29 protein-coding genes are annotated in these 23,806 nt (G+C 65.1%); 10 read left to right on the plus strand and 19 right to left on the minus strand.

What is annotated here, in order from left to right:
• Positions 1 to 6: 6 nt before the first annotated feature.
• Positions 7 to 501 carry a pantetheine-phosphate adenylyltransferase gene (coaD, locus tag CT3_RS05080; protein ID WP_066539442.1) on the plus strand — a complete coding sequence of 165 codons (495 nt, stop codon included), beginning with the start codon at positions 7 to 9 and terminating at the stop codon, positions 499 to 501.
• A gap of 66 nt (positions 502 to 567) precedes the next feature.
• On the opposite strand, the gene CT3_RS05085 is transcribed toward coaD, so the two are convergent.
• The 5 genes from CT3_RS05085 to CT3_RS05105 form a co-directional block, all read right to left on the minus strand.
• The gene (locus CT3_RS05085; protein ID WP_066539441.1) at positions 568 to 1,692 is read right to left on the minus strand and encodes a zinc-binding metallopeptidase family protein; all 1,125 of its coding nucleotides are present in this window, start codon (positions 1,690 to 1,692) and stop codon (positions 568 to 570) included.
• Between the two features lie 140 nt (positions 1,693 to 1,832).
• The gene (locus tag CT3_RS05090; RefSeq protein WP_066539439.1) at positions 1,833 to 2,153 is read right to left on the minus strand and encodes a BON domain-containing protein; all 321 of its coding nucleotides are present in this window, start codon (positions 2,151 to 2,153) and stop codon (positions 1,833 to 1,835) included.
• A 120-nt stretch (positions 2,154 to 2,273) separates the two neighbouring features.
• The gene (locus tag CT3_RS05095; RefSeq protein ID WP_225608758.1) at positions 2,274 to 2,699 is read right to left on the minus strand and encodes a hypothetical protein; all 426 of its coding nucleotides are present in this window, start codon (positions 2,697 to 2,699) and stop codon (positions 2,274 to 2,276) included.
• A gap of 32 nt (positions 2,700 to 2,731) precedes the next feature.
• Entirely contained in the window at positions 2,732 to 2,896 is a 165-nt protein-coding gene (locus CT3_RS05100) for a DUF1328 domain-containing protein (RefSeq protein ID WP_083520533.1), read from the minus strand.
• Positions 2,897 to 3,089: 193 nt separating this feature from the next.
• Entirely contained in the window at positions 3,090 to 4,445 is a 1,356-nt protein-coding gene (locus CT3_RS05105) for a CHASE3 domain-containing protein (RefSeq protein ID WP_066539437.1), read from the minus strand.
• A gap of 143 nt (positions 4,446 to 4,588) precedes the next feature.
• Between CT3_RS05105 and CT3_RS05110 the strand changes: the two genes are divergently transcribed.
• Entirely contained in the window at positions 4,589 to 5,221 is a 633-nt protein-coding gene (locus tag CT3_RS05110; RefSeq protein ID WP_066539560.1) for a response regulator, read from the plus strand.
• A 65-nt stretch (positions 5,222 to 5,286) separates the two neighbouring features.
• On the opposite strand, the gene CT3_RS05115 is transcribed toward CT3_RS05110, so the two are convergent.
• The 4 genes from CT3_RS05115 to gpmA all read right to left on the minus strand — a co-directional run bounded on the left by CT3_RS05115 (position 5,287) and on the right by gpmA (position 8,920).
• Positions 5,287 to 5,664, minus strand: coding sequence for a response regulator (locus CT3_RS05115; protein ID WP_066539435.1), 378 nt, complete (start codon positions 5,662 to 5,664; stop codon positions 5,287 to 5,289).
• A 135-nt stretch (positions 5,665 to 5,799) separates the two neighbouring features.
• The gene (locus CT3_RS05120; RefSeq protein ID WP_066539433.1) at positions 5,800 to 6,543 is read right to left on the minus strand and encodes a HesA/MoeB/ThiF family protein; all 744 of its coding nucleotides are present in this window, start codon (positions 6,541 to 6,543) and stop codon (positions 5,800 to 5,802) included.
• Between the two features lie 92 nt (positions 6,544 to 6,635).
• Positions 6,636 to 8,072: a S41 family peptidase gene (locus CT3_RS05125; protein WP_066539431.1), complete on the minus strand. Its 1,437-nt coding sequence runs from the start codon at positions 8,070 to 8,072 to the stop codon at positions 6,636 to 6,638.
• Between the two features lie 104 nt (positions 8,073 to 8,176).
• Entirely contained in the window at positions 8,177 to 8,920 is a 744-nt protein-coding gene (gene gpmA, locus CT3_RS05130) for a 2,3-diphosphoglycerate-dependent phosphoglycerate mutase (protein WP_066539430.1), read from the minus strand.
• A 169-nt stretch (positions 8,921 to 9,089) separates the two neighbouring features.
• On the opposite strand from gpmA, the gene CT3_RS05135 reads away from it, so the two are divergent.
• The 4 genes from CT3_RS05135 (at position 9,090) to CT3_RS05150 (ending at position 11,684) form a co-directional block, all read left to right on the plus strand.
• Positions 9,090 to 9,497, plus strand: coding sequence for a rhodanese-like domain-containing protein (locus CT3_RS05135; protein WP_066539429.1), 408 nt, complete (start codon positions 9,090 to 9,092; stop codon positions 9,495 to 9,497).
• A gap of 82 nt (positions 9,498 to 9,579) precedes the next feature.
• The gene (gene grxC, locus CT3_RS05140; RefSeq protein WP_066539428.1) at positions 9,580 to 9,837 is read left to right on the plus strand and encodes a glutaredoxin 3; all 258 of its coding nucleotides are present in this window, start codon (positions 9,580 to 9,582) and stop codon (positions 9,835 to 9,837) included.
• 128 nt (positions 9,838 to 9,965) lie between these two features.
• Complete coding sequence (gene secB / locus CT3_RS05145) at positions 9,966 to 10,424, plus strand: protein-export chaperone SecB (protein ID WP_066539427.1); 459 nt, start codon at positions 9,966 to 9,968, stop codon at positions 10,422 to 10,424.
• A gap of 270 nt (positions 10,425 to 10,694) precedes the next feature.
• The gene (locus CT3_RS05150; protein WP_066539425.1) at positions 10,695 to 11,684 is read left to right on the plus strand and encodes an NAD(P)H-dependent glycerol-3-phosphate dehydrogenase; all 990 of its coding nucleotides are present in this window, start codon (positions 10,695 to 10,697) and stop codon (positions 11,682 to 11,684) included.
• A gap of 118 nt (positions 11,685 to 11,802) precedes the next feature.
• Here CT3_RS05150 and CT3_RS05155 read toward each other — a convergent pair whose 3' ends face one another.
• Positions 11,803 to 12,765: an aldo/keto reductase gene (locus CT3_RS05155; protein ID WP_066539423.1), complete on the minus strand. Its 963-nt coding sequence runs from the start codon at positions 12,763 to 12,765 to the stop codon at positions 11,803 to 11,805.
• 315 nt (positions 12,766 to 13,080) lie between these two features.
• Positions 13,081 to 14,328, minus strand: a complete 1,248-nt coding sequence (gene lysA, locus CT3_RS05160; protein WP_066539421.1) for a diaminopimelate decarboxylase — start codon at positions 14,326 to 14,328, stop codon at positions 13,081 to 13,083.
• A 186-nt stretch (positions 14,329 to 14,514) separates the two neighbouring features.
• Between lysA and CT3_RS05165 the strand changes: the two genes are divergently transcribed.
• Positions 14,515 to 15,498 carry a LysR family transcriptional regulator gene (locus CT3_RS05165; RefSeq protein ID WP_083520548.1) on the plus strand — a complete coding sequence of 328 codons (984 nt, stop codon included), beginning with the start codon at positions 14,515 to 14,517 and terminating at the stop codon, positions 15,496 to 15,498.
• 5 nt (positions 15,499 to 15,503) lie between these two features.
• Here CT3_RS05165 and CT3_RS05170 read toward each other — a convergent pair whose 3' ends face one another.
• The 4 genes from CT3_RS05170 to CT3_RS05185 form a co-directional block, all read right to left on the minus strand.
• Positions 15,504 to 15,959: a MaoC family dehydratase gene (locus CT3_RS05170; RefSeq protein WP_066539419.1), complete on the minus strand. Its 456-nt coding sequence runs from the start codon at positions 15,957 to 15,959 to the stop codon at positions 15,504 to 15,506.
• Positions 15,960 to 16,043: 84 nt separating this feature from the next.
• Positions 16,044 to 16,730: an amino acid ABC transporter permease gene (locus CT3_RS05175; RefSeq protein ID WP_066539415.1), complete on the minus strand. Its 687-nt coding sequence runs from the start codon at positions 16,728 to 16,730 to the stop codon at positions 16,044 to 16,046.
• Positions 16,727 to 17,509 carry an amino acid ABC transporter permease gene (locus CT3_RS05180; RefSeq protein WP_225608759.1) on the minus strand — a complete coding sequence of 261 codons (783 nt, stop codon included), beginning with the start codon at positions 17,507 to 17,509 and terminating at the stop codon, positions 16,727 to 16,729. Before CT3_RS05180 ends, CT3_RS05175 begins: the two co-directional genes overlap by 4 nt.
• A gap of 12 nt (positions 17,510 to 17,521) precedes the next feature.
• Complete coding sequence (locus CT3_RS05185; RefSeq protein ID WP_066539413.1) at positions 17,522 to 18,346, minus strand: ABC transporter substrate-binding protein; 825 nt, start codon at positions 18,344 to 18,346, stop codon at positions 17,522 to 17,524.
• A gap of 174 nt (positions 18,347 to 18,520) precedes the next feature.
• Between CT3_RS05185 and CT3_RS05190 the strand changes: the two genes are divergently transcribed.
• The gene (locus tag CT3_RS05190) at positions 18,521 to 18,913 is read left to right on the plus strand and encodes a hypothetical protein (RefSeq protein WP_127446183.1); all 393 of its coding nucleotides are present in this window, start codon (positions 18,521 to 18,523) and stop codon (positions 18,911 to 18,913) included.
• Between the two features lie 13 nt (positions 18,914 to 18,926).
• Here the strand turns inward: CT3_RS05190 and panC are convergent, their stop codons facing one another.
• Both panC and panB read right to left on the minus strand, forming a co-directional pair.
• Complete coding sequence (gene panC, locus CT3_RS05195; protein ID WP_066539409.1) at positions 18,927 to 19,775, minus strand: pantoate--beta-alanine ligase; 849 nt, start codon at positions 19,773 to 19,775, stop codon at positions 18,927 to 18,929.
• Between the two features lie 39 nt (positions 19,776 to 19,814).
• The gene (gene panB / locus CT3_RS05200; RefSeq protein WP_066539407.1) at positions 19,815 to 20,690 is read right to left on the minus strand and encodes a 3-methyl-2-oxobutanoate hydroxymethyltransferase; all 876 of its coding nucleotides are present in this window, start codon (positions 20,688 to 20,690) and stop codon (positions 19,815 to 19,817) included.
• Between the two features lie 216 nt (positions 20,691 to 20,906).
• Between panB and CT3_RS05205 the strand changes: the two genes are divergently transcribed.
• Positions 20,907 to 21,689, plus strand: coding sequence for a Crp/Fnr family transcriptional regulator (locus CT3_RS05205; protein ID WP_083520546.1), 783 nt, complete (start codon positions 20,907 to 20,909; stop codon positions 21,687 to 21,689).
• A gap of 151 nt (positions 21,690 to 21,840) precedes the next feature.
• The gene (locus tag CT3_RS05210) at positions 21,841 to 22,152 is read left to right on the plus strand and encodes a hypothetical protein (protein ID WP_066539404.1); all 312 of its coding nucleotides are present in this window, start codon (positions 21,841 to 21,843) and stop codon (positions 22,150 to 22,152) included.
• A gap of 416 nt (positions 22,153 to 22,568) precedes the next feature.
• Here the strand turns inward: CT3_RS05210 and CT3_RS05215 are convergent, their stop codons facing one another.
• Entirely contained in the window at positions 22,569 to 23,240 is a 672-nt protein-coding gene (locus CT3_RS05215) for a tRNA-uridine aminocarboxypropyltransferase (protein ID WP_066539403.1), read from the minus strand.
• A 175-nt stretch (positions 23,241 to 23,415) separates the two neighbouring features.
• The gene (locus tag CT3_RS05220) at positions 23,416 to 23,775 is read right to left on the minus strand and encodes a 5-carboxymethyl-2-hydroxymuconate Delta-isomerase (RefSeq protein ID WP_066539401.1); all 360 of its coding nucleotides are present in this window, start codon (positions 23,773 to 23,775) and stop codon (positions 23,416 to 23,418) included.
• Positions 23,776 to 23,806 lie beyond the last annotated feature (31 nt).

Genomic DNA, 23,806 nt, shown 5'->3' on the forward strand with positions numbered 1-23,806 from the left:
CTGTCCATGTCCCATCCCCCGGTGATTGCTGTCTACCCCGGCACTTTCGACCCCATCACCCTGGGCCACGAAGACGTGGTGCGCCGTGCCTGCCAGCTGTTTGACCGGGTGATCGTGGCGGTGGCGGCGGGGCACCACAAGAAAACGCTGTTCACGCTGGACGAGCGTCTGGAGATGGTGCGGGAGGCGGCGGCGCCGTACCCCAACGCCACGGTGGAGAGTTTCTCCGGCCTGGTGCGCGACTTTGTCGTGGCCAAGGGCGGCAAGGCCATGGTGCGCGGCCTGCGTGCGGTGACCGACTTCGACTATGAATTCCAGCTGGCCGGGATGAACCGCCACCTGATGCCCGAGGTGGAGACCGTGTTCCTGACGCCGGGTGACAAATACCAGTTCATCAGCAGCACTTTTGTGCGCGAGATTGCCTCGCTGGGCGGCGAGGTGGACAAGTTTGTTTCCGACAGCGTGCAGGCGCGCCTGATGGCCAAGGTGGGACGCGCCTGAACCCGGCCAGAGGGCGGAGGAATGCCCTCTGGTCTGGCCGTTGGTCGCTGGTCTTGGAAGCGCCGCTCAGCGGGCGGCGGGCTGGTAGGGCGTGAGCAGGTCGTGCACAAAGCGCAGCTTGGTGATGGCACCGCTGGACAGGGCAAACGGATAGGCATGGTCCTGGCCCAGGCTGCGGTTCAGGCTGTTGAGCAGCAGGGTCAGCGGCACCCAGGCGCGCAGCATGGCGTCGAAATTGCGGCCTTGCGGTGTGAACGGGTCCTGCATGGTGTGCGGCCCCAGCTCTCCCGGGATGGTCAGCTGCGTGCGGTAGCTGGCGGCGGTTTCCATCAGATCGACCATGTGCAGATAGTGGGCCCAGGTTTCGGCCCAGTCCTCCCAGGGGTGTGCGGTGGCATAGGCGCTGACATGCTGCTCCTCCCAGCCGTAGGGGCCGGCAGGACCCACGTGGTAGTGGGCCTGCAGTGCCTGGCCATAGTCCTGGCGCTCATCGCCAAACAGGGCGCGGAACTGTTCCAGGGCGTGTGGCTGGGCATGGACCAGCACATCCCAGTAGAAATGCCCGGATTCATGGCGCAGATGGCCGATCAGCGTGCGGTAGGGCTCATGCAGTGCCATGCGGCGGCGTGTGCGTTCGTCGTCATCGGCTTCGGTCACGTTCAGCACAATGGTGCCGCTGCGGTGGCCGGTCATCACCGGCTGGCCGGGTTGGTCGGCCAGGAACTCGAACTCGGGCGCCGCCACGCCGTCCAGGCGGGTCAGGTGCAAGCGGGCCAGGGTGTAGAACAGCCGGCGCTTGGCGTCTTCGATCACTTTCCAGCGGCGCAGATTGGCGGGGTCCGACAAATCCGGCAGCCAGCGGGTTTGCCGGCAGGAAATGCACAGCGTTTGGGGATCGTCCGCAGGCACGGCAAAGTTGCACGCTTGGTAGGTCGTGTGGTTGCTGCACAGCCGCCAGCGGCCGGAGCCCGTGTGGCCGGCATCCATGGCCTGCCAGAGTTCGGTCGCAGGGGCAGCCGTGGGCAGGGCCTGGACGGCGGGCACCGCGGCGGCGCCTGTGGGAAGAGCCGGCGTGAGTGCAGCCATGCGCAGCCATTCGGGCACAAAGGCCAGCGTGCTGCCACAGTGCACGCAGCAGGTGCTGTCGAAGAAAACCAGGTGACCGCAGTGATCGCAATTGAAGGCGCGCATGGCGTGTAGCTTACCGAATGGCAAAGCCCCAAAAAAATGCCGGCAAACGCAAGCATTTGCCGGCACCAGGGGGCTCGGGGCCCCGTCATGGAAGTGCTGCTGCGCTGCAGGCGCGGTGAGCGCCCGCAGCGCAGCGGGGGTCAGGGACGGACCACGATGCTGTTTTGCACGGCCCGGACGTTCTTGGTGTTGCGTGCAATGGATTCCGCACGGTCTTTTTCGGCCTGGCTCTTGGCAAAGCCCGACAGCTGCACCGTGCCCTTGAGGGTCTCCACACTGATGGCGGTGGCCGACACGGACTTGTCTTCGGCCATCTTGGCCTTCACCGCCGTGGTGATGGCGGAGTCATCGACATAGGAACCCACGCTCTGCTGGTCGCGGACCACGGCACAGCCGGTGGTGACCAGGACGGCGGCGCCCATCAGGACAGACAAGGTGATGGCACGGGTGGTTTTCTGCATAGAAGCTCCTTATGTGGTCTGTTGGGGGAGAGAACGAAAAAGAAGGTGAGGGGACCGTTGCCACCGTGGACGCCTCAGGGCGAGTACCCACGGTATGGGGGGCGGTGGTGTGCCACCGCCTCAGCGGCGGCGCGAGCCCATCAGCAGTGCGGCGACGGCGGCACCCGCAGCGGCGGCCAGCAGGATGGACTTTCCGGGCTGCTCCACCACATAGCGCGTGGTGGCTTCGGATGCCTGCTGGAACTGGCGGCGTGCGCGTTCGGAGCTGTCGGCGCAGAACTGGATGCTGCGCTCCGCCATGGCCTGTGCCTTGGCGGCGAAGTCATCGATGGAAGGACTGAGCTCGCGCTCCACCGCGCTGAAACCGTCCTGGGCCTTGTCAAAGGCATGGCTGGCCGCCGCACGGGTGTTGCGCATGGCGTCGCGGGCGCTGTCGGCCACGTTGCCGGCAAATTCCTGGGCGCTGTGGGCCGCTTCCTTGGCGGCATCCCGGGTGGCATCTGCGGCCTGGTCTACGCGCTTTTGGGTGTCTTCAGAAAATGGCATGTCATGGATCCTTTATAGGGTGAGGGCAGCATTCATCCTTTTTTGAGAAGACTGAGCACAAAAGTGATGACGGCCATGATCACGAACACATAGAACAGAATCTTGGCAATGCCCACTGCGCTGGCAGCAATGCCGCCAAAGCCGAATACGGCGGCAATCAGGGCGATGACCAAGCAGACGATGGCGTAGTGCAGCATATCGTTCTCCGCTAAGAGTGAACCCGCTTCCCAATGTTGGAAGGCAGATGGATCACTTTAGGGGCAGCTGTAACAGCGAGGTGACGGTCCCGGAGAAGGCTAGGTGTCAGTCGGCAGGGTGCAGGCACGTCAGCCCAGGACTACAAAAAAATGGCTTGCCGAAGCAAGCCATGGGGAGCCAGGGGGCGGGGTGTCAGGCGGCAATCGAGGACTGGGCCGTGGGAATCACCGCAGAGATGGTGGTGCCGTCGCCCAGTGCGGAGGTGACGGTCAGGCGGCCGCCTGCGGCTTCCACCCGGTGGCGCATGCCGGCCAGACCGTGCGAGTTGGGGCGCACGCTGTGCATGTCAAAACCGTTGCCATTGTCCTGAATCTGCACCGCCACATAGGTGGGGTAGTTGTGCACGCTGACCACCACACGGGATGCACTGGCGTATTTGCCGATATTCGTCAGCGACTCCTGCACGATGCGGTAGACCGTCAGCTGCGTGGCGTCGGGCAGTTCCACCTGTTCCAGGCTGCTTTCCACCTCGATATTGGAACGCTGGGCGAATTCGCGGGTCAGGATTTCCAGTGAGGTCGTCAGGCCCAGATTGGAGAGGGACGACGGACGCAGGTCTTCGATGATGCGGCGCTTGAGGGCAATGCCGCTGTTGAGGGTTTCCGTCAGGTGCATGATGCGGTCCGCCACTTCGGGTACCGTCATGTCGATGCGGGATTTGAGGCGGGCCACGTCCAGCTTGGCCGCTGTCAGCAAGGATCCCAGTTCGTCGTGCAATTCGCGTGCGAGATGGCCGCGTTCGTCTTCGCGCACCTGCTGCAGGTGGTTGGCCAGTTCGGTCAGGGTGGCGGTGCGCTCGCGCACCAGGTCTTCCAGGCGGCTGCGTTCCTCGCTCTGGATTTTCTGTTCCCGCTTGTGCACATCCTCCAGGGTGTGGGTCTGGCGCAGGTACATGTAGAACGCCAGCAGGCCGATCACCGTCACGGTGGCAATCCCCAGGCGGGACAGCCACAGCGCGTTCTCGACATCGCTGCGTTTGGCCTCTGCACGGGCGTCGCTGCGCTCCGTCAGCTGCCGGGTGTAGCTGCGGATGGCATCCATGTTCTGCTTGCCCATGTCGGTGAACATGACGAAGCGCCAGGCTTCTTCATTGCCTTCGCGGAACAGGCGCAGGCTCAACTCCATCTCGGCCGTCTTGCGGGAGACCTGGCGGGACAGGGGAGAGAAGATGGTCAGGTCATCGGGCTCATCGATGAACAGCTCGCGCAGCTGGTCCATGTCTCCGTTGATCGATGTGATGGCCTTGTTGTAGGGCTCCAGATAGCGTTCGTCACTGGTCAGCAGATAGCCCCTCAGCCCGGTCTCTGCGTCCAGCATGTTCTGCATCAAATGGTTGATGGCATTGCGCGTGCTTTGGGTGTGCGCCATGGCTTCAAGCGCCTGGTTGGAGCGCTGGTACCCAACCTCATTGATCGCCACCATGGCGATGGCTGCCAGCATGGCCAGCGGCAAGCTGATGGCCATTCGGCGTATTTGGGACCATTTCATCGAAATCCTCCTGCGGTCAGGAGTGTGGTGCAGTTATTCTGCATAATCAAGTTGCTTCAGACGCGATGTACGTTAGCAATGACCAGTTGGTTTCTGCATACAGAAACCTGACTGCGTGCCTTACTCAGAGGAGAAACGATTCGATGATCAAAGTAGGCATAGTCGATGACCACGCGATTGTTCGTCAGGGTTTACGCCAATACCTGTCCGAACATGTGGATTTACGGGTGGTGGGGGAGGCTTCGAATGGCCGTGAAGCCATTGATCTGGTGAGAGAGCAAGAAATTGATGTATTGCTGATGGATTTGTCCATGCCCGGACAAAGTGGCCTGGATGCCTTGGCCATGTTGCGCGCCAAGGCCCCGGATATGGGAATTCTGATTCTGAGCGGTTATCCCGAAGAGCATTACGCGATCAATCTGATCCGTCAGGGTGCCAGTGGTTATCTCAACAAGGAATGCGATCCCAAGGAAATTGCAGAGGCCATTCGCACGATTGCGCTGGGTCGCCGCTATCTGACGCCCACGGTGGCCGATCTGCTGGCGCAGCAACTCAATCGCAAGGACGATGCGCCGCCCCATGAGCAGCTGTCAGAGCGTGAATTTCAGGTTTTCCTGAAGTTGGCCAAGGGAGAAACAGCCGGCGATATTGCCAAGTCACTGTCTCTGAGTGTAAAAACTGTAAGTACGTACAGAACGCGTTTGATGGAGAAAATGTCACTCTCCTCCAACAGCGACCTGACTTACTACGCGTTGAAAAACAAGCTCATTGATTGAACGCTGTGCCCCATGAAAAAAGCTGCCGGAAGGCAGCTTTTTTCATGGGCGGTTGTAGGCAGGTTTTATGCCGCGGCACTTTGCTGCGTGCAGTAATCGACCAGCGCATCGATTTCATTGGATTTATCGAATACCGCATCCACGCCGAGCTGGGAGCAGCGCGCCCGGACATCGGCCGTGGCGTAGTTGCTGAGCACCACCATACGCTGCTGCGCGGAACGTTCCTGGCAGGCCGCCAACACGCCGAGGCCGCTGCCCTGGCGCAGGAACAGGTCCACGATGGCGATATCCCAGTGGTGGCCATTGGTGGACAGCCAGGCCGTGCCTTCGGCTTCGGTTTCCGCAATACCCACGGTCTCCACATCGGCCAGCTCAGAGAGCGTTTCGATCAGGTTCTCGCGAATCGTGGCGTTGTCTTCAACGATGTATGCGCGCAGTTTCACTGTAGATAACCATCAAGTGGGGGGGGGACGCAATGCGGACATGGTAGGGTGGCATGGCAAATGCCGGTGTGCACTTTGTACGGACCATTCTGCCAGCCTCTGAGTTGTAAAAGGGTAGGCAGAATCCTACATTTTTTAACCACATACCTTGCATTCTGTGTTGCGGTGCGCGCGCATCCGGCTCCATTCCATGCTGCGACCCTCCAGCATCAGCAACTGGCCCGTCATGGGCGTGCCGGCCCCGGAAAGCAGCTTGAGGGCTTCCGTGGCCTGCAGGCTGCCCATCACGCCGACCAGCGGGGCAAAAACGCCCATGGTGGAGCATTGCACCTCTTCAAACTCGGCATCGGGGGGGAACAGGCAGGCATAGCAGGGGCTGTCGGGCTGGCGCGGGTCAAAGACACTCAGCTGCCCGTCAAAGCGGATCACGGCTGCAGCCACCAGTGGAACCCGGTGGCGCATGCATGCGGCGTTGATGGCGTGGCGCGTGCGGTAGTTGTCGCTGCAGTCCAGTACCACACTGGCGCGCGGCACCGCGTGGTCCAGCAGCGCGTCATCGGCACGCTGCTGCAGGCAATGCACTTTCACGCCGGGATTCAGCGCATGCAGTGCGGCAGCCAGGGACTCCACCTTGGGCATGCCCACCCGTTCGGTGGTGTGGCCGATCTGGCGCTGCAGATTGGTCAGGTCAACGGTGTCGTGGTCCACCAGCGTGATCTCGCCGACACCGGCCGATGCCAGAAACAGCGCGGCCGGGCAGCCCAGGCCGCCAGCACCGATGACCAGGGCGTGGGCATCCAGAATGCGCTGCTGGCCTTCGATGCCGACCTCATCCAGCAGGATGTGGCGTGAGTAGCGCAGCAGTTGATCGTCATTCATGGCAGTGGGCCCATATCGTTGCGGGAAATGAAAAAGCCGGGAGCATGGCGTCCCGGCTTGGGTGAGCGGCGCAGGCGGGAAGCCTGCCGTGCTCATTCTTCCTTGGTTTCTGCGGGGCGCTCGGTCAGGGTCTTGCTGACCTTCACCGACTTGCCTTGCAGCTGGTTCAGCGCCTGGCGCAGCTGGAAGTCCTTGTCGGAGCCGAACTCCGGCAGGCGGCGCTCGGAAGCCGGCTTCTTGGCCTCTTCTTCCAGGCGCTTGCGGGCTTCTTCACGGGCTTTCTCGCGGGCTTCGTCCTTGACTTCCTCACCCTGGCCGCTGGACAGGTGCTTTTCCAGATCGGCTTCGCGCATGCGCAGCGCCGCATACATATCGCCCTCGGCGGTTTCGTCCACCATCACATCGGGCACGATACCCTTGGCCTGGATGGATTTGCCGCTGGGCGTGTAGTAGCGGGCCGTGGTCAGCTTCAGGCCTGTGTCCGGACCCAGGGGGCGCACGGTCTGCACCGAGCCCTTGCCGAAGGTCTGGCTGCCCATGATGGTGGCGCGGTGGTGGTCCTGCAGCGCACCGGCGACGATTTCGCTGGCGGACGCCGAGCCTTCGTTGACCAGCACCACCAGCGGTACCTTCTTCAGTGCGGCGGGCAGGCGCTGCAGCGGATCACCCTGGCCGCGGCGGGCGTAGAACTCGGGGTCGGCCTTGAAGGTGGCCTTGCTTTCCTGCAGCTGGCCGTTGGTGCTGACCACGGTCACGCCCTGGGGCAGGAAGGCAGACGAAATCGCCACGGCCGCATCCAGCAAACCGCCCGGGTCATTGCGCAGGTCCAGCACCAGGCCCTTGAGCTGGGGGTCCTGCTTGTAGATTTCTTCGACCTTGCGCACAAAGTCGTCCACCGTGCGTTCCTGGAACTGGCTCAGGCGGATCCAGCCGTAACCGGGCTCGATCAGCTTGCCCTTGACGGACTGGGTCTTGATCTCTTCGCGCGTGATGGTCACCGGAAAGCTGCGGCTCTCGTCCTTGCGCAGAATGGTCAAGGTCACCTTGGTGTTGGGCTCGCCGCGCATGCGCTTGACCGCATCGTTCAGCGACAGGCCCTTGACCGCGGTTTCGTCGATCTTGGTGATCAGGTCGTTGGTCTTCAGGCCGGCGCGGTCGGCCGGGGAGCCTTCGATCGGGGAGACGATCTTGATCAGACCGTCTTCCTGCGTGATCTCGATGCCCACGCCCACAAAGCGGCCCGACGTGCCTTCGCGGAATTCCTTGAAGGACTTCTTGTCGAAGTACTGCGAGTGCGGATCCAGACTGGCCACCATGCCGGAGATGGCATCGGTGATCAGTTTCTTGTCATCGACCTGCTCGACATAGTCGGTTTTGACGATGCCGAACACTGCGGACAGCTGCTGGATCTCTTCTAGCGGCAGCGGCGTCATGGCGCCGCGCGCCACGGTCTGCAGCGATACCGTGGTCAGTGCACCAGCCAGTGCGCCCACCGATACCCATCCAGCAATTTTCAGTTTTTGGCCCATAGATCCATACCTTTGACACAGCAATATACACCGGGGGCCTTGGCCCTTTGGGGGTCTGGGGTCCGAACCCGGTGCAGATACCTAGAGCGTGGTGCGGCCCCGCGTCAGGCCTTGCCCTGGGCGGCCACGGCAGCGGCGGCCTTGGCAGCGGCTTCGGCGTCACCCAGGTAGTAGCTGCGGATGGGCTTGAGGTTGGCGTCCAGCTCGTACACCAGGGGGATGCCGTTGGGCACGTTCACGCCCACGATGGCGTCATCGGCAATATTGTCCAGGTACTTGATCAGCGCACGGATGGAGTTGCCGTGGGCGGCCAGCACCACGCGCTTGCCGGCCAGGATGGCGGGGGCCAGGGCGTCGTTCCAGAACGGCACCACGCGGGCCACGGTGTCCTTCAGGCACTCGGTCAGCGGAATCTGCTCGGGCTGCAGCTCGGCGTAGCGGCGGTCGCCGCGTTCGCTGCGGGGGTCGGTGGCTTCCAGGGCGGGTGGCGGCACGTCGTAGCTGCGGCGCCATTGCAGCACCTGGGCCTCGCCGTACTGCTTGGCCATGTCGGCCTTGTTCAGACCCTGCAGGCCGCCGTAGTGGCGCTCGTTCAGGCGCCAGCTGTGTTCCACCGGCAGCCAGGTGCGGTCCATCTCGTCCAGGGTGTGCCACAGCGTGCGGGTGGCGCGCTTGAGCATGCTGGTGAAAGCCAGGTCGAAGTCATAGCCTTCGGCCTTGAGCAGACGGCCTGCGTTCTTGGCCTGTTCCACGCCAGTGTCGGTCAGGTCCACATCGGTCCAGCCGGTGAAACGGTTCTCGAGGTTCCAGGTGGATTCTCCGTGGCGGATCAAAACGAGCTTGTACATGGGGTCCCTTGGCGCTTCACGCGCGCTGCAAACAAAGAAGTGGGCGGATCGTCGAAAAGCCACGATTTTAGGCCGCCCGGACCGCCCTTGGCAGCAGTCAAGCCCGTGCGCGGGGGCAGGCCGGGGAACTCCCCCTAGAATTGCGCGGTTTGCTATCCCGAGGATTGACGTGCAATTTTTCATCGAGAACTGGTATTTGTTCCTGCTGGCCATTGGTTCCGGCGCACTGCTGATGGTGCCTGCCCTCAAGGGTGCGGGCGCTGGCAGCCTGACTCCGGCCGACGCCGTGCAGCGCATCAACCGCGAAAAAGCGGTGGTCGTCGATGTGCGCGAGGCCGAGGAATATGTGACCGGCCACATCACCAACGCCAAGAACATCCCCCTGGCCCAGCTGGACGAGCGCCTGCCCCAGGTGGCCAAGAACAAGTCTGTTCCCGTGGTGCTGGTCTGCGAGAAGGGCGCCCGCGCCGTGCGTGCCGAAGCCATGGCCAAGAAGCTGGGCTATGAAAAGGCCCAGGCCCTGGCCGGTGGCATGAAGGGCTGGCGCGATGCCGGCATGCCGGTTGTAAAGGCCTGATCCGCCCCCATATAGAGCGGATATGCAGCCGGGGCTCCCCCTGCGGACCGGTTGCAGCCCCTACCACCGAGGAGAGATTTCCATGCAAGCCGTCAAGATGTACACCACTGCCGTGTGCCCGTACTGCATCCGTGCCAAGCAGATCCTGAAGTCCAAGGGCGTGGAGCAGATCGAGGAAGTGCGCATCGACACCGACCCCGTTGCCCGCGACCACATGATGCAGTCCACCGGACGCCGCACGGTGCCGCAGATCTATATCGGCGACACCCATGTGGGCGGTTGCGACGATCTGATGGCGCTGGATGCCAAGGGCGGTCTGCTGCCCCTGCTCAACGCCTGATCCCTGTGGCGTGCCCATGCCCAGCCAGACCGCCACTGCATAATGCACGCCACGCCCGCTGCGCAGCCTCTGCGCCGGCGGGCTTTTTTGTATAGCTCCGGTTGCTGTAGACCTGAAAGACTGACTCCATGTCCGAACAAGAAAACCCCGTGTTCCAAATCCAGCGCGTGTACCTGAAGGACCTGTCGCTGGAACAACCGAACTCGCCCGCCATCCTGCTGGAACAGACCCAGCCCAGCGTCGACATCCAGCTGGGTGTGGAAGCCACCCCTGTGGCCGAAGGCATCTTTGAAGTGGCCGTGACTGCCACCGTGCAGACCAAGATCGAAGACAAGACCGTGTTCCTGGTGGAAGCCAAGCAGGCCGGCATCTTCGAAATCCGCGGCATCCCCGAAGAACAAATGGGTGGCGTGATCGGCGTGGCCTGCCCGCAGATCATCTATCCCTACCTGCGCGGCAACGTGGCAGACATCGTGACCCGCGCTGGCTTCCCGCCCGTGCACCTCGCGGAAATCAACTTCCAGGCCATGTACGAGCAGCAAGCCGCTGCCCAAGCCGCTCAGGCCGACGGCGCACTGCCCCAGTAAGCACCGCAGGCAGGCGGCCCTGGTGCCGCGCGCCGATGTGCTCTGGACAAAGAGGCCCTGCGGGGCCTCTTTGCATTGGGGCATGCCGTTACCCGGTTGCCTTGCTCCGGGTTCGGATAACTTTCGGATACCTGTGGCCTGCTGCGCCGCACCAAGGCGGGTGTGCCAGCGCGTACCATGCAGGCTGCATGTCCCGTGCTGCGCTGCAGCGCCGGGAAAGAAAAAACCTTCAAAGTGCCGCTCAAGCCTATGGAAACTGCACAAGCAGCTATGAAAATCACAGTGATTGGCGCCGGAGCCTGGGGCACGGCCATGGCGATGTCGGCCGCCGCCCACCCCGCCGGCCACCAGGTGTGCCTGTGGGCACGCGATGCCGTGCAGGCCCGGGAGATGCACGACAGCCGCCAGAACATGCGCTATCTGCCGGGCCTGGCGTTTGCGCCGGGCCTGCAGGTGGTGCAGGGCGATGCCCTGGATGCCGTGGCCGACGCCGAGCTGGTCATCATTGGCACGCCCATGGCCGCATTGCGCGAATGGCTGCAGCGGCTGCAGCATCTGCATGCGCCCGTGGCCTGGTTGTGCAAGGGCTTTGAAGCCGGTACCGGCCTGATGCCGCACGAGGTCTGCGCCGAGGTGGCGCCCCAGCTGCGCTGCGGTGCCCTGAGCGGTCCCAGCTTTGCGCAGGAGGTGGCGCGCAGCCAGCCTTCGGCCCTGGTGGCCGCCAGCCGCGATGCCGGCGTGCGCCATACGCTGGTGGAGGCACTGCACAGCCCTTCGCTGCGCGTGTACGGCAACGATGACATCGTCGGGGTGGAAGTGGGCGGCGCCGTGAAGAACGTGATGGCCATTGCCTCGGGTCTGTGCGACGGCCTGGAGCTGGGACTGAATGCCCGCGCCGCGCTGTTGACCCGCGGCCTGGCCGAGATGACACGCCTGGGCGTGGCCCTGGGCGCCCGGGCCGACACCTTCATGGGTCTGTCGGGTCTGGGGGACCTGATGCTGACGGCCACCGGCGACCTGTCACGCAACCGCAAGGTGGGCCTGCTGCTGGCCAGCGGCATGGGCCTGGCCCAGGCTGTGGAGTCACTGGGCCATGTGGCCGAAGGCGTGTACAGCGCCCGCACCGTGCTGGCCCGCGCCCAGGCCTTGGGTGTGGACATGCCGATTGCGGCGACCGTGGTCGACCTGCTGGACGGCAAGGTGGCACCGGCCCAGGCTGTGCACCGCCTGATGGAGCGCGACCCGAAGCAGGAGCGCTGAGCCGCTGGCCGACCCCGCGCAGGTGGACGGCGCTCCATAGACTGAACGGCCTGGCATCTGCGCAGGCCGTTCGCTTTTTTGCCAGGGCGGGGCGCTGCGGCGCATGCGCACCAGCGGCTCAGTCCTCCCGGCTGGCGTCATCCAGCGTGGCCAGTGCCGCAGCATCCAGCTGCAGCGTGGCGGCCGTGACCAGGGATTGCAGCTGCACCAGGCTGGTGGCGCTGGCAATCGGCGCGGCAATGCCGGCTTGCTGCAGCAGCCAGGCAATGGCCACCTCGCTGGGCTGGGCCTTGTACTGGGCGGCCACCTGCTCCAGTGCATCGACGATGCGCAGGCCGCGCGGGTTCAGGTACAGGCTGGTGGTCTTGGCGCCGCGCAGGCTTTTGCCGACATCGGCCTCGCTGCGGTATTTGCCGGTCAGAAAGCCGGCTGCCAGCGCGTAGAAGTTGATCACGCCCACGTTGCGCGCCACGCACAGCGGCTGCAGCTCTTTTTCAAATACGGCGCGGTCGTACAGGTTGTACAGCGGCTGCAGGCTGTCAAAGCGCGCCAGGCGGTGCCGGTCGCTGCAGTCCAGTGCCTCGGCCAGGCGCTGGGCGCTGTAATTGCTGGCGCCGATGGCGCGCACCTTGCCGGCCTGGATCAGCTCGCCCAGCGTGCCCAGCACATCTTCCAGCGGAATGTTCGGATCGTCGTCATGGGTCTGGTACAGGTCGATGTAATCGGTCTGCAGGCGCGTCAGCGAGGCATCCACCGCCTGCTTGATGTATTTGGGGTGCAGGCCGACCTTGCCGTCGCCCATGTCCTTGCCCAGCTTGGTAGCCAGCACCAGTTGCTTGCGCTTGCCGCTTTTTTGCAGCCACTGGCCGATGAGGGTTTCCGATTCACCGCCCACATGGCCCGGTACCCAGCGCGAGTACACATCGGCCGTGTCGACGAAGTTCATGCCCGAGCCCAGCCACGCGTCCAGCAAGGCAAAGCTGGTGGACGGATCCACCGTCCACCCGAAGACATTGCCGCCAAAACACAGCGGCGACACCATCAGCGGCGATTGGCCCAGCGGGCGGGTGGGAAAGGACATAGGGGTCTCCAGTCAGGGAAGGGCAGATATTGCGTACCCATGGTACACAGGGGCTTACCACCAAAAGCTATGAATAAATGAGCTGAACACACAGCTGCAAGAGCGTGTGGGCCATGTTCCTATCCAGGTGCTGCAGCCATTCTGGCGCTGTCGCCACCCCAGTACGTATCGCCTGCAGGACAGCCCGCAGCCGCTGGCGGCGAGGGCGGCAGGGGTATGCAAAAAAGCCACCCGAAGGTGGCTGAAGTGCATTCACAGCGCCGTGGCCTGTCGTCCCACCAGGTGGTGCAGCACGGCAGGCCGGGCGGTCAGGGTTTACAGGCCCAGTTCGAGCGCCAGCAACTGGTCCACGGTCTGGCGGCGGCGAATCAGGCGGGCCTGGCCTGCGTCGACCAGCACCTCGGCCGCCAGCGGCCGGGTGTTGTAGTTGCTGGACATGGAGCTGCCGTAGGCGCCCGTGTCGTGGATCACCAGCAGATCGCCTACGCTGGCACCGGCCAGGCTGCGGGGCAGCACCACGCCGCCGTCGCCCTGGGTGAAGACATCGCCCGATTCGCACAGCGGGCCGGCCACCACGCTGTCCTGTGCGGGCAGTTGCTGGCCGTCACGGCGCAGCACGTCCATGCCGTGGTAGCTGCCGTACATGCTGGGGCGCATCAGTTCGTTGAAGCCGGTGTCGACCAGCACGAAGTGGTTGCTGCCCGCGTTCTTGGTGGCACGCACGGTGCCCAGCAGCACGCCGGATTCTGCGACCAGGAAGCGGCCGGGCTCCAGCTCCAGACCCAGACGGTGGCCCACGATGGTTTCGGCCTGCTGGCGTGCCGCATTCCACAGGCCGTGGTAGTGCGCGGTGTCGATGGTGGCATCGCCCGCCTTGTAGGGGATGGACAGGCCGCCGCCTGCGGAAATCGCATGCAGGTCCACGCCGGCCGCCTTGGTGCGTTCCACCAGCTTGACCATGGCGCCGCAGACTTCCTGCAGGTGGCCGTAGTCCACGCCCGAGCCGATGTGCATGTGCAGGCCGGCAAGCACCAGGCCGCCGGTCTTGATGGCTTCCAGCGCCGCTTCCAGCTCGCTGTGCCAGATGCCGTGCTTGCTGTGCTCGCCGCCGGTATTGGTCTTGTTGCTGTGGCCGTGGCCGAAACCGGGGTTGATGCGCAACCACACATGGTGGCCCTTGGATGCTGCGGCCAGCTGGTGCAGCATGTCGATGGAGCCGGCGTTCACGGGCACCTGGTGTTCCACCACGGTGGCCAGCGTGGCTTCGTCCATCACATCGGCGGTGAAGACGATGTCGGCCGGTTCGCCAAAGCCCGGTGTGAAACCGGCGGCCAGAGCGCGCAGGATCTCGCCGCGCGAGACGGCGTCCACCTTCACGCCCTGCTCGCGCATCAGCTGGAGGATGTGGATGTTGGAGCAGGCCTTCTGGGCAAAGCGCACGGTGTCAAAGGCCTGGAGCTGGGTAATGCGCTCGCGGATGGTGGCGGCGTCATACACCCACAGCGGCGTGCCGAATTCGTCGGCCAGGGCCCACAGCTGGGCGGGGGAAAAAGGGTTGCTCATGGTCTGGATACTCTGCAATGGATAGCGGCTTTGGCGCACAGGAGGGTGTGCGTGCGGTGCGGGCAAGATGGGCCATCCGGCACGGTGGCCCACCCCTTGGACGCAGAGAATGCCGCAGTGGGTGTATTTGGTCTAATGCTTTGTTGTGGCAAAGTCATTCATATTTGATATGCATTGCCCGCCACCATGCCCCGTTCACCAGCCCCCTATGCGCCATTCGCTGCATCTGCGTCCGGCGCCGCCTCCGACCACGCCGGAATTGCGCCTCGCATTGCCCACCGCCACATCGAGGTGTTCCGGGCGGTGATGCTGGCCGGCGGCGTCACCGGTGCGGCGCGCCTGCTGTTCACCAGCCAGCCGACCGTCAGCCGGGAGCTGGCGCGGCTGGAGCAATTGCTGGGCTATGCGCTGTTCGAGCGTGCCCAGGGCCGGCTGCGCCCTACGGCGCGGGCACTGGCGCTGTGGGCCGAGGTGCAGCGCAGCTGGCAGGGGCTGGAGCGCGTGGTCGACCGGGCGCTGGAGCTGGGCCAGGCCCAGGGTGCCCATGTGCGCGTGCTGTGCCTGCCGGCGCTCAGCCATGCGCTACTGCCCGGCGCGCTGGCACGCTTGCAGGCCCTGCAAGGGGCGGTGCCGGTGAGCATCACCACCCAGGAAGGGCCGCTGCTGCAGGAGTGGATGGCTGCACAGCGCTTTGACCTGGGGCTGGCCGAGCTTGCCGATGCCCCACCCGGCACGCGCAGCCTGCCGCTGCCGGCGCTGGACGAGGTGGCGGTGCTGCCCGCCGCCCACCCGCTGGTGCAGCAGCCGGTGCTGGCGGCGCAGGATTTTGCCGGCCAGCCCTTCATCAGTCTGGCGCGGGACGACCCGTACCGCCAGCAGATCGATGCGGTATTTACCCAGGCGGGCGTGGAGCGCCAGCTGGGGCTGGAGACGGCCAGCGCGGTCTCGGTCTGCGCGCTGGTGCAGCAGGGGCTGGGCGTGGCCATCGTCAATCCCTACACCGCCCAGGCCTGTGCCGGGCCGCAACTGGTGGTGCGCCCGCTGGCCTTCGCCATTCCCTACCAGGTGCATGTGCTGCTGCCGCTGCACCGCCCGGCCGAGCCTGCGGTGGATGCGCTGGTGGCCGCCTTGCAGCACACGGCGCAGGCGCTGCAGCCATCCGCCGGTTGAACGCCTCAGGCGGCGGGGCGCTTGAAGGCCAGCATCTTGGGGCGAAAGCGCTGCAGCACCTCGCCGCGCTGGTTCTTGGTCTGGCACAGCACGCGGAGCATGGCGCGGTTGGGCTTGGACTGGGAGGGGATGATCTCCACGATCTCGGATTCCACATGCAGCCGGTCGCCGGGCCGTGTGGGCTGGGGCCAGGCCAGCTCTTCCATGCCGCCGCCGATCACGCCGTCCGCCAGCGGAATGCTCTCGGTCACCAGGCGCATGCTGATCGATGCCGTGTGCCAGCCGCTGGCCGCCAGACCCTGGAAGAAGGTGTGCTTGGCGGCTTCGGGGTCGAGGTGAAAGACCTGCGGATCGAACTGGCGGGCATAGGCAATGATCTGGGCTTCGTCCAGCAGGTGCTCACCGCTGACAAAGGTCTGGCCCACGTACAAATCGTCCAGGTACAGGTTCTTTTCCGGCATGTCGCTCTCCTTGTGGTGAATGCCGGCCAGTATGCAAGGCCGGGCGTGAAGGCCCTGTAGCGCAGGCAGCAGTGCGGGCGCGAATCAGGCGCGCTGCGCTGGCTGCTGCCGTCCGATGGCCCAGCTCAGCAGATGGAGCAGCGAGCACAGCAGCCAGTACACGCCGCCCACGAACACAAACACCTCGGCCGGGTTCACCATCAGCCGCGCGTTCACCTGGGTGGAGAGAAACGACAGTTCGCCCACGCCCACGATATAGGCCAGCGAGCTGTCCTTGATCAGCGTGACCCACTGGTTGACCAACGACGGCAGCATGGCCGTCAGTGCCTGCGGCAGCACCAGCCAGCGCAGGACCTGCCAGCGGTCCATGCCCAGCGCCCGGCCTGCGTCCCACTGGCCCTGGGGCACGGCATGGATGCCCGCCGCCACGGCGTGGGCCAGATAGGCTCCGCCGATCAGCGACAGGGCGCACACCACGGACACCGTGCCCGGCACATCCATGCCGAACAGCATGGGCAGCAGAAAGTAGATCCAGAAGATCAGCATCAGCACGGGAATGGCGCGCAGAAAGCCCAGCATGGTGTGCAAGAGCGTGGCCCACGGCCCGCTGCCCATGGCCAGTGCAATGCCCAGCACCAGCCCCAGCACGGCCGAGGCCAGACCAGAGGTGGCGCTCAGGATCAAGGTCAGCAGCGCACCGCCGGGCGGTCCTTCGGGGAAGGTGCCCACCAGCAGGTAGAGCCAGTCGTCGGCCAGTGCCGCCAGGTTCATGTGCGTCCCACGGGCAGCCGGCCCCATCGGCGCCGGCGCTGCACCTGCCGGCTCAGCAGTTCCAGGCCGATGATGAGCACGATGTAGAGCACGGTGCTGATGCCATAGACCTGGAAGGATTGAAAGGTCTCGGCCTCTGCCTGGCGTGCGCGGTAGGACAGCTCCACCAGGCCGATCGTCATGCCCAGCGAGGTGTTCTTGGTGATGTTCATGTACTGCCCGCACAGCGGCGAGACCACATGGGCCAGCGCCTGCGGCAGCACGATATGGCGCAGCGACTGCCAGCGCGTCATGCCCAGGCTCAGGGCCGCCTGAAGCTGGCTGCGCGGCACGTTGGCTATGCCCGCGCGGATTTCCTCGCCCACATAGGCCGTGGAATACAGCACCAGGCCCACGGCGGCGGACAGGAACTCCAGCGACGGCCAGGCCAGATGCCATCCGCCCAGGGCCAGCTCATGCGGCGTGTTCAGCCAGCCCATCCAGCCTGCAGGCAGCAGGCTGGGAACGCCGAAATACCAGAAAAACAGCTGTACCAGCAGCGGCGTGTTGCGAAACACCGAGAGGTAGACGCCGGCCGCAGTGCGCAGCGCCGGCGCTGCGGCATCACGGGCCATGGCAAACAGCACGCCCAGCAGGGTGGACAGGGCAATCACCAGCAGCGAGGTGCCCATGGTGACCGACCAGCCGCTGAGCAGCCACTGCCAGTACTTGAGGGCCAGCACCGCGTCCGGCCAGGGGAGAACAGGGGTCAGGCGCGCAGCCCTGGCGAAAAGCGGCAAGGATGCGGTGGCTCAGACCTTGTCGCCGATCTTGAAAGTGCGCACCAGCGGCGTGTTGCTCTTAGGGCCGAACCAGGCGTCGTAAATCTTGCCGGCCTGGCCCTTGCCTTCCAGTTCCTTGAGCGTGGTGTTGACCCAGTCGGTCAGCGCGGTCTCTCCCTTGGGAATGCCCACACCGATGAAGTCGTTCGAGATGGTGAATGCCGGCACTTCCCACTTGGCGCGTTCCTGGGCGTCCTTGATGGTGCCCAGCAGGCCCACCAGCTTGGGGCCATCCTGCGCCAGGGCCTGCACATTGCCGTTGCGCAAGGCGGTGAAGGCAAATGGCGTGTCGTCGAACGCGACCAGGGTGGCCTGCGGGTATTTTTCGCGCAGCACGATCTCGTTGGTCGTGCCCTTGTCCACGGCAATGCGCAGGCTGCCGAGCTGGTCGGCCGAGGCCAGTGTGCCCTTGGGGGCCAGGAACTGCGTGCCGGACGAAAAATATGGCACGCTGAAGTTCACCTGCTTGGCGCGCTCTTCGGTGATGGTGAAATTGGCCAGCACCAGATCCACCTTGCCGGACACCAGCAACGGCACGCGGTTGGCAGGATTGGTGGGCACCAACTGCAGCTTCACACCCAGGCGCTTGGCAAATTCTTCGGCGTAGTCCACGTCCAAGCCCACGATCTTGCGGGTCTTGGCGTCGACAAAGCCGAACGGGGGGTTGCCATCAAAGGCGGCCACGCGCAGCACGCCGGCCTTCTTGATGTCCTGCAGGCGGTCGGCCCAGACAGAGCCGGTTGTCAGCAGCGCGGCGCCTGCAGCGGCGGCGGTGATCCACTTCTTGAATTGCATAAAACGAACATCCTTCCATGGCGGAAAAAGCGGTGCGGGCCGCACCTGGTCCAGCCATTGTGGAAATGCCGCCTGCAGGGCAGAAGAAACAAATTTCGCCTTGCTTATCTGAAAAGCTTTCTTGCCCCCGCCACGGGCATGCCATGGGGTCGTGCAGCCTCTATGCTCACGGCCATGCAATGGGTATTTGAAGATTCAGAAGTCGCCGCGTGCAGCGTGAGCCCGGGCACGGCTGCGGTGCTGACCGTGCGTTTTTCCGCTGCGCGGGTGTACGCGGAGGAGGGGGGCAAGACCGGCAGCGGCGAAGGCCTGTGGCTCCCGGTGCGCTTGGTCTGCACGCTGTCCGGGCCCCTGCCGCCCGTGCAAGCGCTTTTCGGGAAGCTGGAGGGCGGGCGTGTGCTGCTGGAGGAGCAACGCCTGTCGGCCTTGCCCGTGCCCTGTGCATTGCAGCAGCCCCTGGTGCTGGAGCTGGAATTTGCCAGCGGTGCGCAGCTGCGCGTGGCCGCCCATGGGCTGGAAGTCCTGCCGGAGGCCCCGCACTGCGCCACCGGGGCGTTCCAGTGCTGAGAGCTGCCGCGGTTCAGAACTCGAGGTTGTCGATCAGCCGGGTGCTGCCCAGCTTGGCGGCGCCCAGTGTCACCAGCGGGGCCGTGGCCAGGTCGGCGGCACTGGGAATTTGCAGGTTGCTGCGCAGGCGCACCGTCAGGTAGTCGGGCTCCCAGCCCAGGGCCTGCAGCTGGCCGATGGCCTGGGTTTCCAGGTCGGCCAGTGGAATGCGGCCCGTGCGGGACGCCTGCGCCAGGGTCTTCAGTGCCTGGGACAGGGCCATGGCCTGCTGCAGCTGTTCGGCATTCAGGTAGCCGTTGCGGGAACTGAGTGCCAGGCCGCTGTCGGCTCGGGCGGTATCGCCTGCGATGATGGTGATGGGCAGGGCAAACTGCTGGACCATGCGCTGGATCACCATCAGCTGCTGGTAGTCCTTCTTGCCGAAGATGGCCGCGCCGCCGCCGGTGGTGGCGAATACGGCGGAAAACAGCTTCATCACCACGGTGCACACGCCGGTAAAGAAACCGGGGCGGAAATGCCCTTCCAGCATGTCGGCCAGCGTGGGGTCGGGCTGCACCTTGAAAGTCTGGGCTTCGGGGTAGAGATCGGCTTCGCGCGGCGCAAACAGCAGGTCGCAGTGGGCGGCCTGCAGCTTGCTGCAGTCCGAATCCCAGGTGCGCGGGTAGCTGTCGAAATCTTCATGCGGCAGAAACTGCAGGCGGTTGACGAAGATGCTGGCCACGGTCACATCGCCATGCTGGCGTGCGGTGCGCACCAGGGACAGATGGCCCTCGTGCAGATTGCCCATGGTGGGAACGAAAGCGGGGCGGCCGCGGCCCGCCAGGGCGGAGCGCAGGTCGGCGATGGTATGGACGATGTGCATGGTGTCGGAAAACGGGACGGAAACGGGAGAAGCCAGGGCTTACCAGGCGTGCAGCTGGTTGTCGGGAAAGCTGCCATCCTTGACTGCCTGGACATAGGCCGCCATGGCGCCCTTGACGTTGCCGGCCTCCTGCATGAAGTTGCGCACGAATTTGGGCATCTTGCCCAGGTTGACGCCCAGCATGTCGTGCAGCACCAGCACCTGTCCGGCCGTGCCATTGCCAGCGCCTATGCCGATGGTGTGGCAGTGGGTCAACGCCTGCGTCAGCTCTGCGGCCAGGGCAGCGGGCACCATCTCCAGCACCAGCATGGCGGCGCCGGCATCCTGCAGCTCGCGGGCCTGACGGCGCAGCGTGGCAGCGGCCACATCGTCCTTGCCCTGCACGCGGTAGCCACCCAGGGCGTGGACGGTCTGGGGCGTCAGCCCCAGGTGGGCACAGACGGGAATGCCGCGCTCCACCAGAAACTGCACCGTGGGTGCGGTCCAGCCACCACCTTCGAGCTTGACCATGTGGGCGCCGGCCTGCATGAGGGCGCTGGCGCTGCGCAGCGCCTGTTCACGCGATTCCTGGTAGCTGCCATAGGGCAGGTCGGCAACCAGCCAGGCCGTGGCCTGGGCGCGGTGCAGACCGCGCGCCACGCTGGCCGTGTGGTAGCACATATCGTCCAGGCTGACGCCCACGGTGCTGTGCAGGCCCTGGCAGACCATGCCCAGGGAGTCGCCCACCAGAATGCACTCCACACCGGCGGCATCGGCCACAGCGGCGAAGGTGGCGTCATAGGCGGTGAGCATGGTGATCTTTTCGCCGGCCGCACGCATCTGCGCCAGGCGCGGCAGGCTGACGGGGCGCCGCTGGGGCAGTGGGGATGCGGGCGGAATGGTGCCGTAGGGCGTGCCGTTGGTACTTGCGGACATGTTGTCTCCCAGAGGTGTTTTTTGCGTTGGGCCAGTGCTGCAATCTGGCGCGAGTCTAGGGGATGCTGCAATGCAACGGTAGCCAGTTCACCAGCGCGCCGGCGGGGTTTGTGCGGCAGCGGGCGCTGCAGGGCACCAAGGGCTGGGCGAGAGCCCGGAAAACGCCGAGGTTTCTGCCTGCAGCGGATCGGTGGCGGCCACGGCACAATGGCCGCCATGGCCTCCCTTTCCGTTTCTTCGCCACCGCTGCTGCGTTCTGACGATGCAGGGGCAGCGCCTGCGCCGGCACCGGTTCCGGCGTCCTGGCAGGCCTTGCAGACCATGCCTTTGCTGGCCCATTTGGGGGAGGCGGATCTGCAGTCCCTGGCCACACGCTTCCGCTGGCGTCTGCTGGAGCCGGGGCAGCCGCTGCCGGATGCGTTCGACGAAGGGCGGTTGAACCTGATCGTGCACGGCCGGCTGTGGGTGCGCTACTACGGCAGCCAGGGGCGCGAGATGATCGTGGGGGACCTGATGCCAGGCCAATGGTGCGGCAACCACTGGCTGGGGGAATGCTCCCAGCCGCCCAGCGTGCCGCTGGTGGTGGAGGCGGCCGATGCCAGCCTGATTGCCACGCTGGAAGGGCATGAGGTCAAGGCCCTGTTTGACCGCGACCCGGCGGTGATGGAAGGCATGCTGTCGGCCCTGCTGCAAGGCATGAACCGCCTGGTCTGGTCGCTGGTGGCCCGGCTGGTGGAAATGGGCACGCTCAGCGTGGGCGGGCGTCTGCATGCGCGCTTGCTGATGCTGGCGGAGCGCGCCGGGGTGCAGAACAACCAGGCCCTGCTGCAGCCGGCACCCACCCAGGTCAGCCTGGCGGCCTTGCTGGGCAGCAGCCGCGAAGAAGTGGCGCGCGAGATGTCGCGCCTGACCCGCCTGGGTCTGCTGCAGCGCGAAGGCCGCGGCCTGCGCCTGACCAATGTGGATGGTCTGCGCGTGCTGCTCGAAGACATGCGCTGAGCCGCCCGGGGTCTTTTTCGGCTTTTTGCTGCACTGCGTGAGAAAACGCACAGACGGTACCCCGCTCCCGCCCCGACACTGCTTTCCAGGCTGTGCTGCCACTGTCAGCAGCCCGGCAACTTCTGTGAATGTGTCTGGAAAGGACAATGCCATGCGCAAGCAATGGATGGCCGCTGCTGCGGCTGTGATGACCCTGGTGGGCGCTGCCCACGCCCAATCGACCGTGTCGGCCGATGCCGAAACCCTGCAAAAAGCCCATGTGCAGGCGGATCTGGAACTGTGGCACAAGGCTGGCATGAGCTTCATGCCGTCGCCGGCGCAGTTTCCGGAAGTGAAGTCCAGTCCCGAATACCGCCGGTACGAGCAGTTGCGCAACGGTCCTGCATTCCAGGAGACCGTCGCCAAGTACATGGGTGCCGTGCAGACCACGGCCCGCCAAGGCCAGGCCACAGCCCAGCCCTGAGAAAGTGACCAGGGTGTGAACCCACACCTTGGCCCTGGAGGCATGCAAGGCCACCAGCGGATCTGCGCAATGTGAACCGGGCTGTGTGCGCTGCTCTGGATCACGCGGATGACGCGGTGATTTGCATGGATTGCGCTGCCATCGGCAGCGCTTTTTTTTGGGGCGGCGCCAACGTGGATGTGCCTGGCCGGGTCGCCGTGGCGCATGCCGGTGCGGGGGAGGTGTCTCTCAGTCGTGCCAACGTCGGCAGCAGAAAGCCGCGCCCCCTGGGCCTTGGCCTGGTACCGGGTCTGGTCGGCAGACCCTGCAGGGGGGCGACAGAGCGCATGCCAGGGAGTGCTGCATGCATCTACCCAGGATTGCGGGCTGCCCAGCCTCAAGATGCCTCCTCCCCCTGCATGTTGTGCAGGAGCTGCTTAGGGTGTCAGCTGCGCGCGGTAGTGGTCTTGTATGGCGGCCATGGCCTGCAGCAGACCGTCCAGCGTGGGATTGGCGGGCTCGAGCTGGCGCAGTGCCGCCCAGCTGGCTTCCAGCGTGGACAGCTGACCTGGCTTGTGCGCCTTGCGGATGGCGTAGCGGCTGGCCGGCAGCTCCCGCAGCGGAAGGCGGGGCAGTTGTTGCAATGCCGGGTTGCGGTACAGCATCTTGCGGCTTTTGCGCCAGGTGCCGTCCAGCACCACCAGGCGCAGCACGGCGCCTGCAGGCAATGCGGCCAGATCGGCCATGTCCCAGGGCGGCGGCTCCAGCAGCGGCAGTGCCGGATCGGGCGGGGAGGGCGGGTAGAGCAACAGTGTCAGCGCCGGGGCGGGCTCTGCCTGTCTGTCGCCCGCCGCAGGCCATGCGTTCTGCAGCAGGGCCTGCAGACTGTCTGTAGGCCAGCATTCGCCTTGTGCCATGCGGCTGTGCGGCAGGCACAGGTGCAGCAGCCGCGCCGTGCCTTTGGGGTGCTGCACTTCCAGAGGGTGTTGCAGCAGCAGCACCTGGGTGGCGTGCGCCACCGTCTGCACGCATGCGCAGATGCAGGCGCTGGCAGGGCGCAGGCAGTCAGGGCACTGCGCACGGCGGGTGGAAGGGGGCGCGGTATTCACGGAACGTGGCGGGTACCAAGGGGAATGCGGCCGCAGCGGATGCCTGCGCAGCTGCCTGGCTGCAGGTGGGCGCAGTGACAGCGCGGCACGCAGCCTGCATGGTGCATGCTTCTGCGCGCCGTGCACCGGTCGGGTGGTCGGCCGACCCGCCCGGGTGCGCGGGCTGCCTGGGGGATTACAGGCGGTCCTTGTAGTAGCTGGCCTTGTCCATGTCGGCGATCTCGGCGCTCAGCTGGACCATCACGCCAGCAGGCTGGGGGACTTCGGCGCGCAGCACGGCAGCGATGGCGTCGGACAGTTCCTTCTTCACCTCGGGTGTGCGGCCCGCCAGCAGGCGCAGTTGCACGTGCACAAAGCCGCGTTGCGCAGGGTTGGTGCCGATGCGGAATTGCTGCAATGCGGCAATGCGAGCCTTGACGTCGGCTTCATCGGCGACGGTGGCGTGGCCGCAGACCACGGCATTGAGCTTTTCCAGCAGGCCTTGTTCGTTCAGGCCGGTCAGGTTGTTGCTGTATTCCACGTACAGGTGGGGCATGGTGTCTCCTCGGGCGGTGTGATGGGAAAAG

Source organism: Comamonas terrigena NBRC 13299, from assembly GCF_006740045.1.
GTDB classification, from domain to species: Bacteria; Pseudomonadota; Gammaproteobacteria; order Burkholderiales; family Burkholderiaceae_C; genus Comamonas; species Comamonas terrigena.

Bases quoted from the DNA above. Each gene is read 5' to 3' on its own strand.
- CT3_RS05105 (WP_066539437.1), bottom strand. From the start codon at position 4,445: ATGAAATGGTCCCAAATACGCCGAATGGCCATCAGCTTGCCGCTGGCC.
- panC (WP_066539409.1), bottom strand. From the start codon at position 19,775: ATGCACATCGTCCATACCATCGCCGACCTGCGCTCCGCCCTGGCGGGC.
- secB (WP_066539427.1), top strand. From the start codon at position 9,966: ATGTCCGAACAAGAAAACCCCGTGTTCCAAATCCAGCGCGTGTACCTG.
- CT3_RS05150 (WP_066539425.1), top strand. From the start codon at position 10,695: ATGAAAATCACAGTGATTGGCGCCGGAGCCTGGGGCACGGCCATGGCG.
- gpmA (WP_066539430.1), bottom strand. From the start codon at position 8,920: ATGTACAAGCTCGTTTTGATCCGCCACGGAGAATCCACCTGGAACCTC.
- panB (WP_066539407.1), bottom strand. From the start codon at position 20,690: ATGTCCGCAAGTACCAACGGCACGCCCTACGGCACCATTCCGCCCGCA.
- coaD (WP_066539442.1), top strand. From the start codon at position 7: ATGTCCCATCCCCCGGTGATTGCTGTCTACCCCGGCACTTTCGACCCC.
- CT3_RS05120 (WP_066539433.1), bottom strand. From the start codon at position 6,543: ATGAATGACGATCAACTGCTGCGCTACTCACGCCACATCCTGCTGGAT.
- CT3_RS05170 (WP_066539419.1), bottom strand. From the start codon at position 15,959: ATGCCGGAAAAGAACCTGTACCTGGACGATTTGTACGTGGGCCAGACC.
- CT3_RS05205 (WP_083520546.1), top strand. From the start codon at position 20,907: ATGGCCTCCCTTTCCGTTTCTTCGCCACCGCTGCTGCGTTCTGACGAT.
- CT3_RS05085 (WP_066539441.1), bottom strand. From the start codon at position 1,692: ATGCGCGCCTTCAATTGCGATCACTGCGGTCACCTGGTTTTCTTCGAC.
- CT3_RS05095 (WP_225608758.1), bottom strand. From the start codon at position 2,699: ATGCCATTTTCTGAAGACACCCAAAAGCGCGTAGACCAGGCCGCAGAT.
- CT3_RS05210 (WP_066539404.1), top strand. From the start codon at position 21,841: ATGCGCAAGCAATGGATGGCCGCTGCTGCGGCTGTGATGACCCTGGTG.
- grxC (WP_066539428.1), top strand. From the start codon at position 9,580: ATGCAAGCCGTCAAGATGTACACCACTGCCGTGTGCCCGTACTGCATC.
- CT3_RS05090 (WP_066539439.1), bottom strand. From the start codon at position 2,153: ATGCAGAAAACCACCCGTGCCATCACCTTGTCTGTCCTGATGGGCGCC.
- CT3_RS05110 (WP_066539560.1), top strand. From the start codon at position 4,589: ATGATCAAAGTAGGCATAGTCGATGACCACGCGATTGTTCGTCAGGGT.
- CT3_RS05165 (WP_083520548.1), top strand. From the start codon at position 14,515: ATGCCCCGTTCACCAGCCCCCTATGCGCCATTCGCTGCATCTGCGTCC.
- CT3_RS05220 (WP_066539401.1), bottom strand. From the start codon at position 23,775: ATGCCCCACCTGTACGTGGAATACAGCAACAACCTGACCGGCCTGAAC.
- CT3_RS05175 (WP_066539415.1), bottom strand. From the start codon at position 16,730: ATGAACCTGGCGGCACTGGCCGACGACTGGCTCTACCTGCTGGTGGGC.
- CT3_RS05125 (WP_066539431.1), bottom strand. From the start codon at position 8,072: ATGGGCCAAAAACTGAAAATTGCTGGATGGGTATCGGTGGGCGCACTG.
- CT3_RS05190 (WP_127446183.1), top strand. From the start codon at position 18,521: ATGCAATGGGTATTTGAAGATTCAGAAGTCGCCGCGTGCAGCGTGAGC.
- lysA (WP_066539421.1), bottom strand. From the start codon at position 14,328: ATGAGCAACCCTTTTTCCCCCGCCCAGCTGTGGGCCCTGGCCGACGAA.
- CT3_RS05100 (WP_083520533.1), bottom strand. From the start codon at position 2,896: ATGCTGCACTACGCCATCGTCTGCTTGGTCATCGCCCTGATTGCCGCC.
- CT3_RS05185 (WP_066539413.1), bottom strand. From the start codon at position 18,346: ATGCAATTCAAGAAGTGGATCACCGCCGCCGCTGCAGGCGCCGCGCTG.
- CT3_RS05155 (WP_066539423.1), bottom strand. From the start codon at position 12,765: ATGTCCTTTCCCACCCGCCCGCTGGGCCAATCGCCGCTGATGGTGTCG.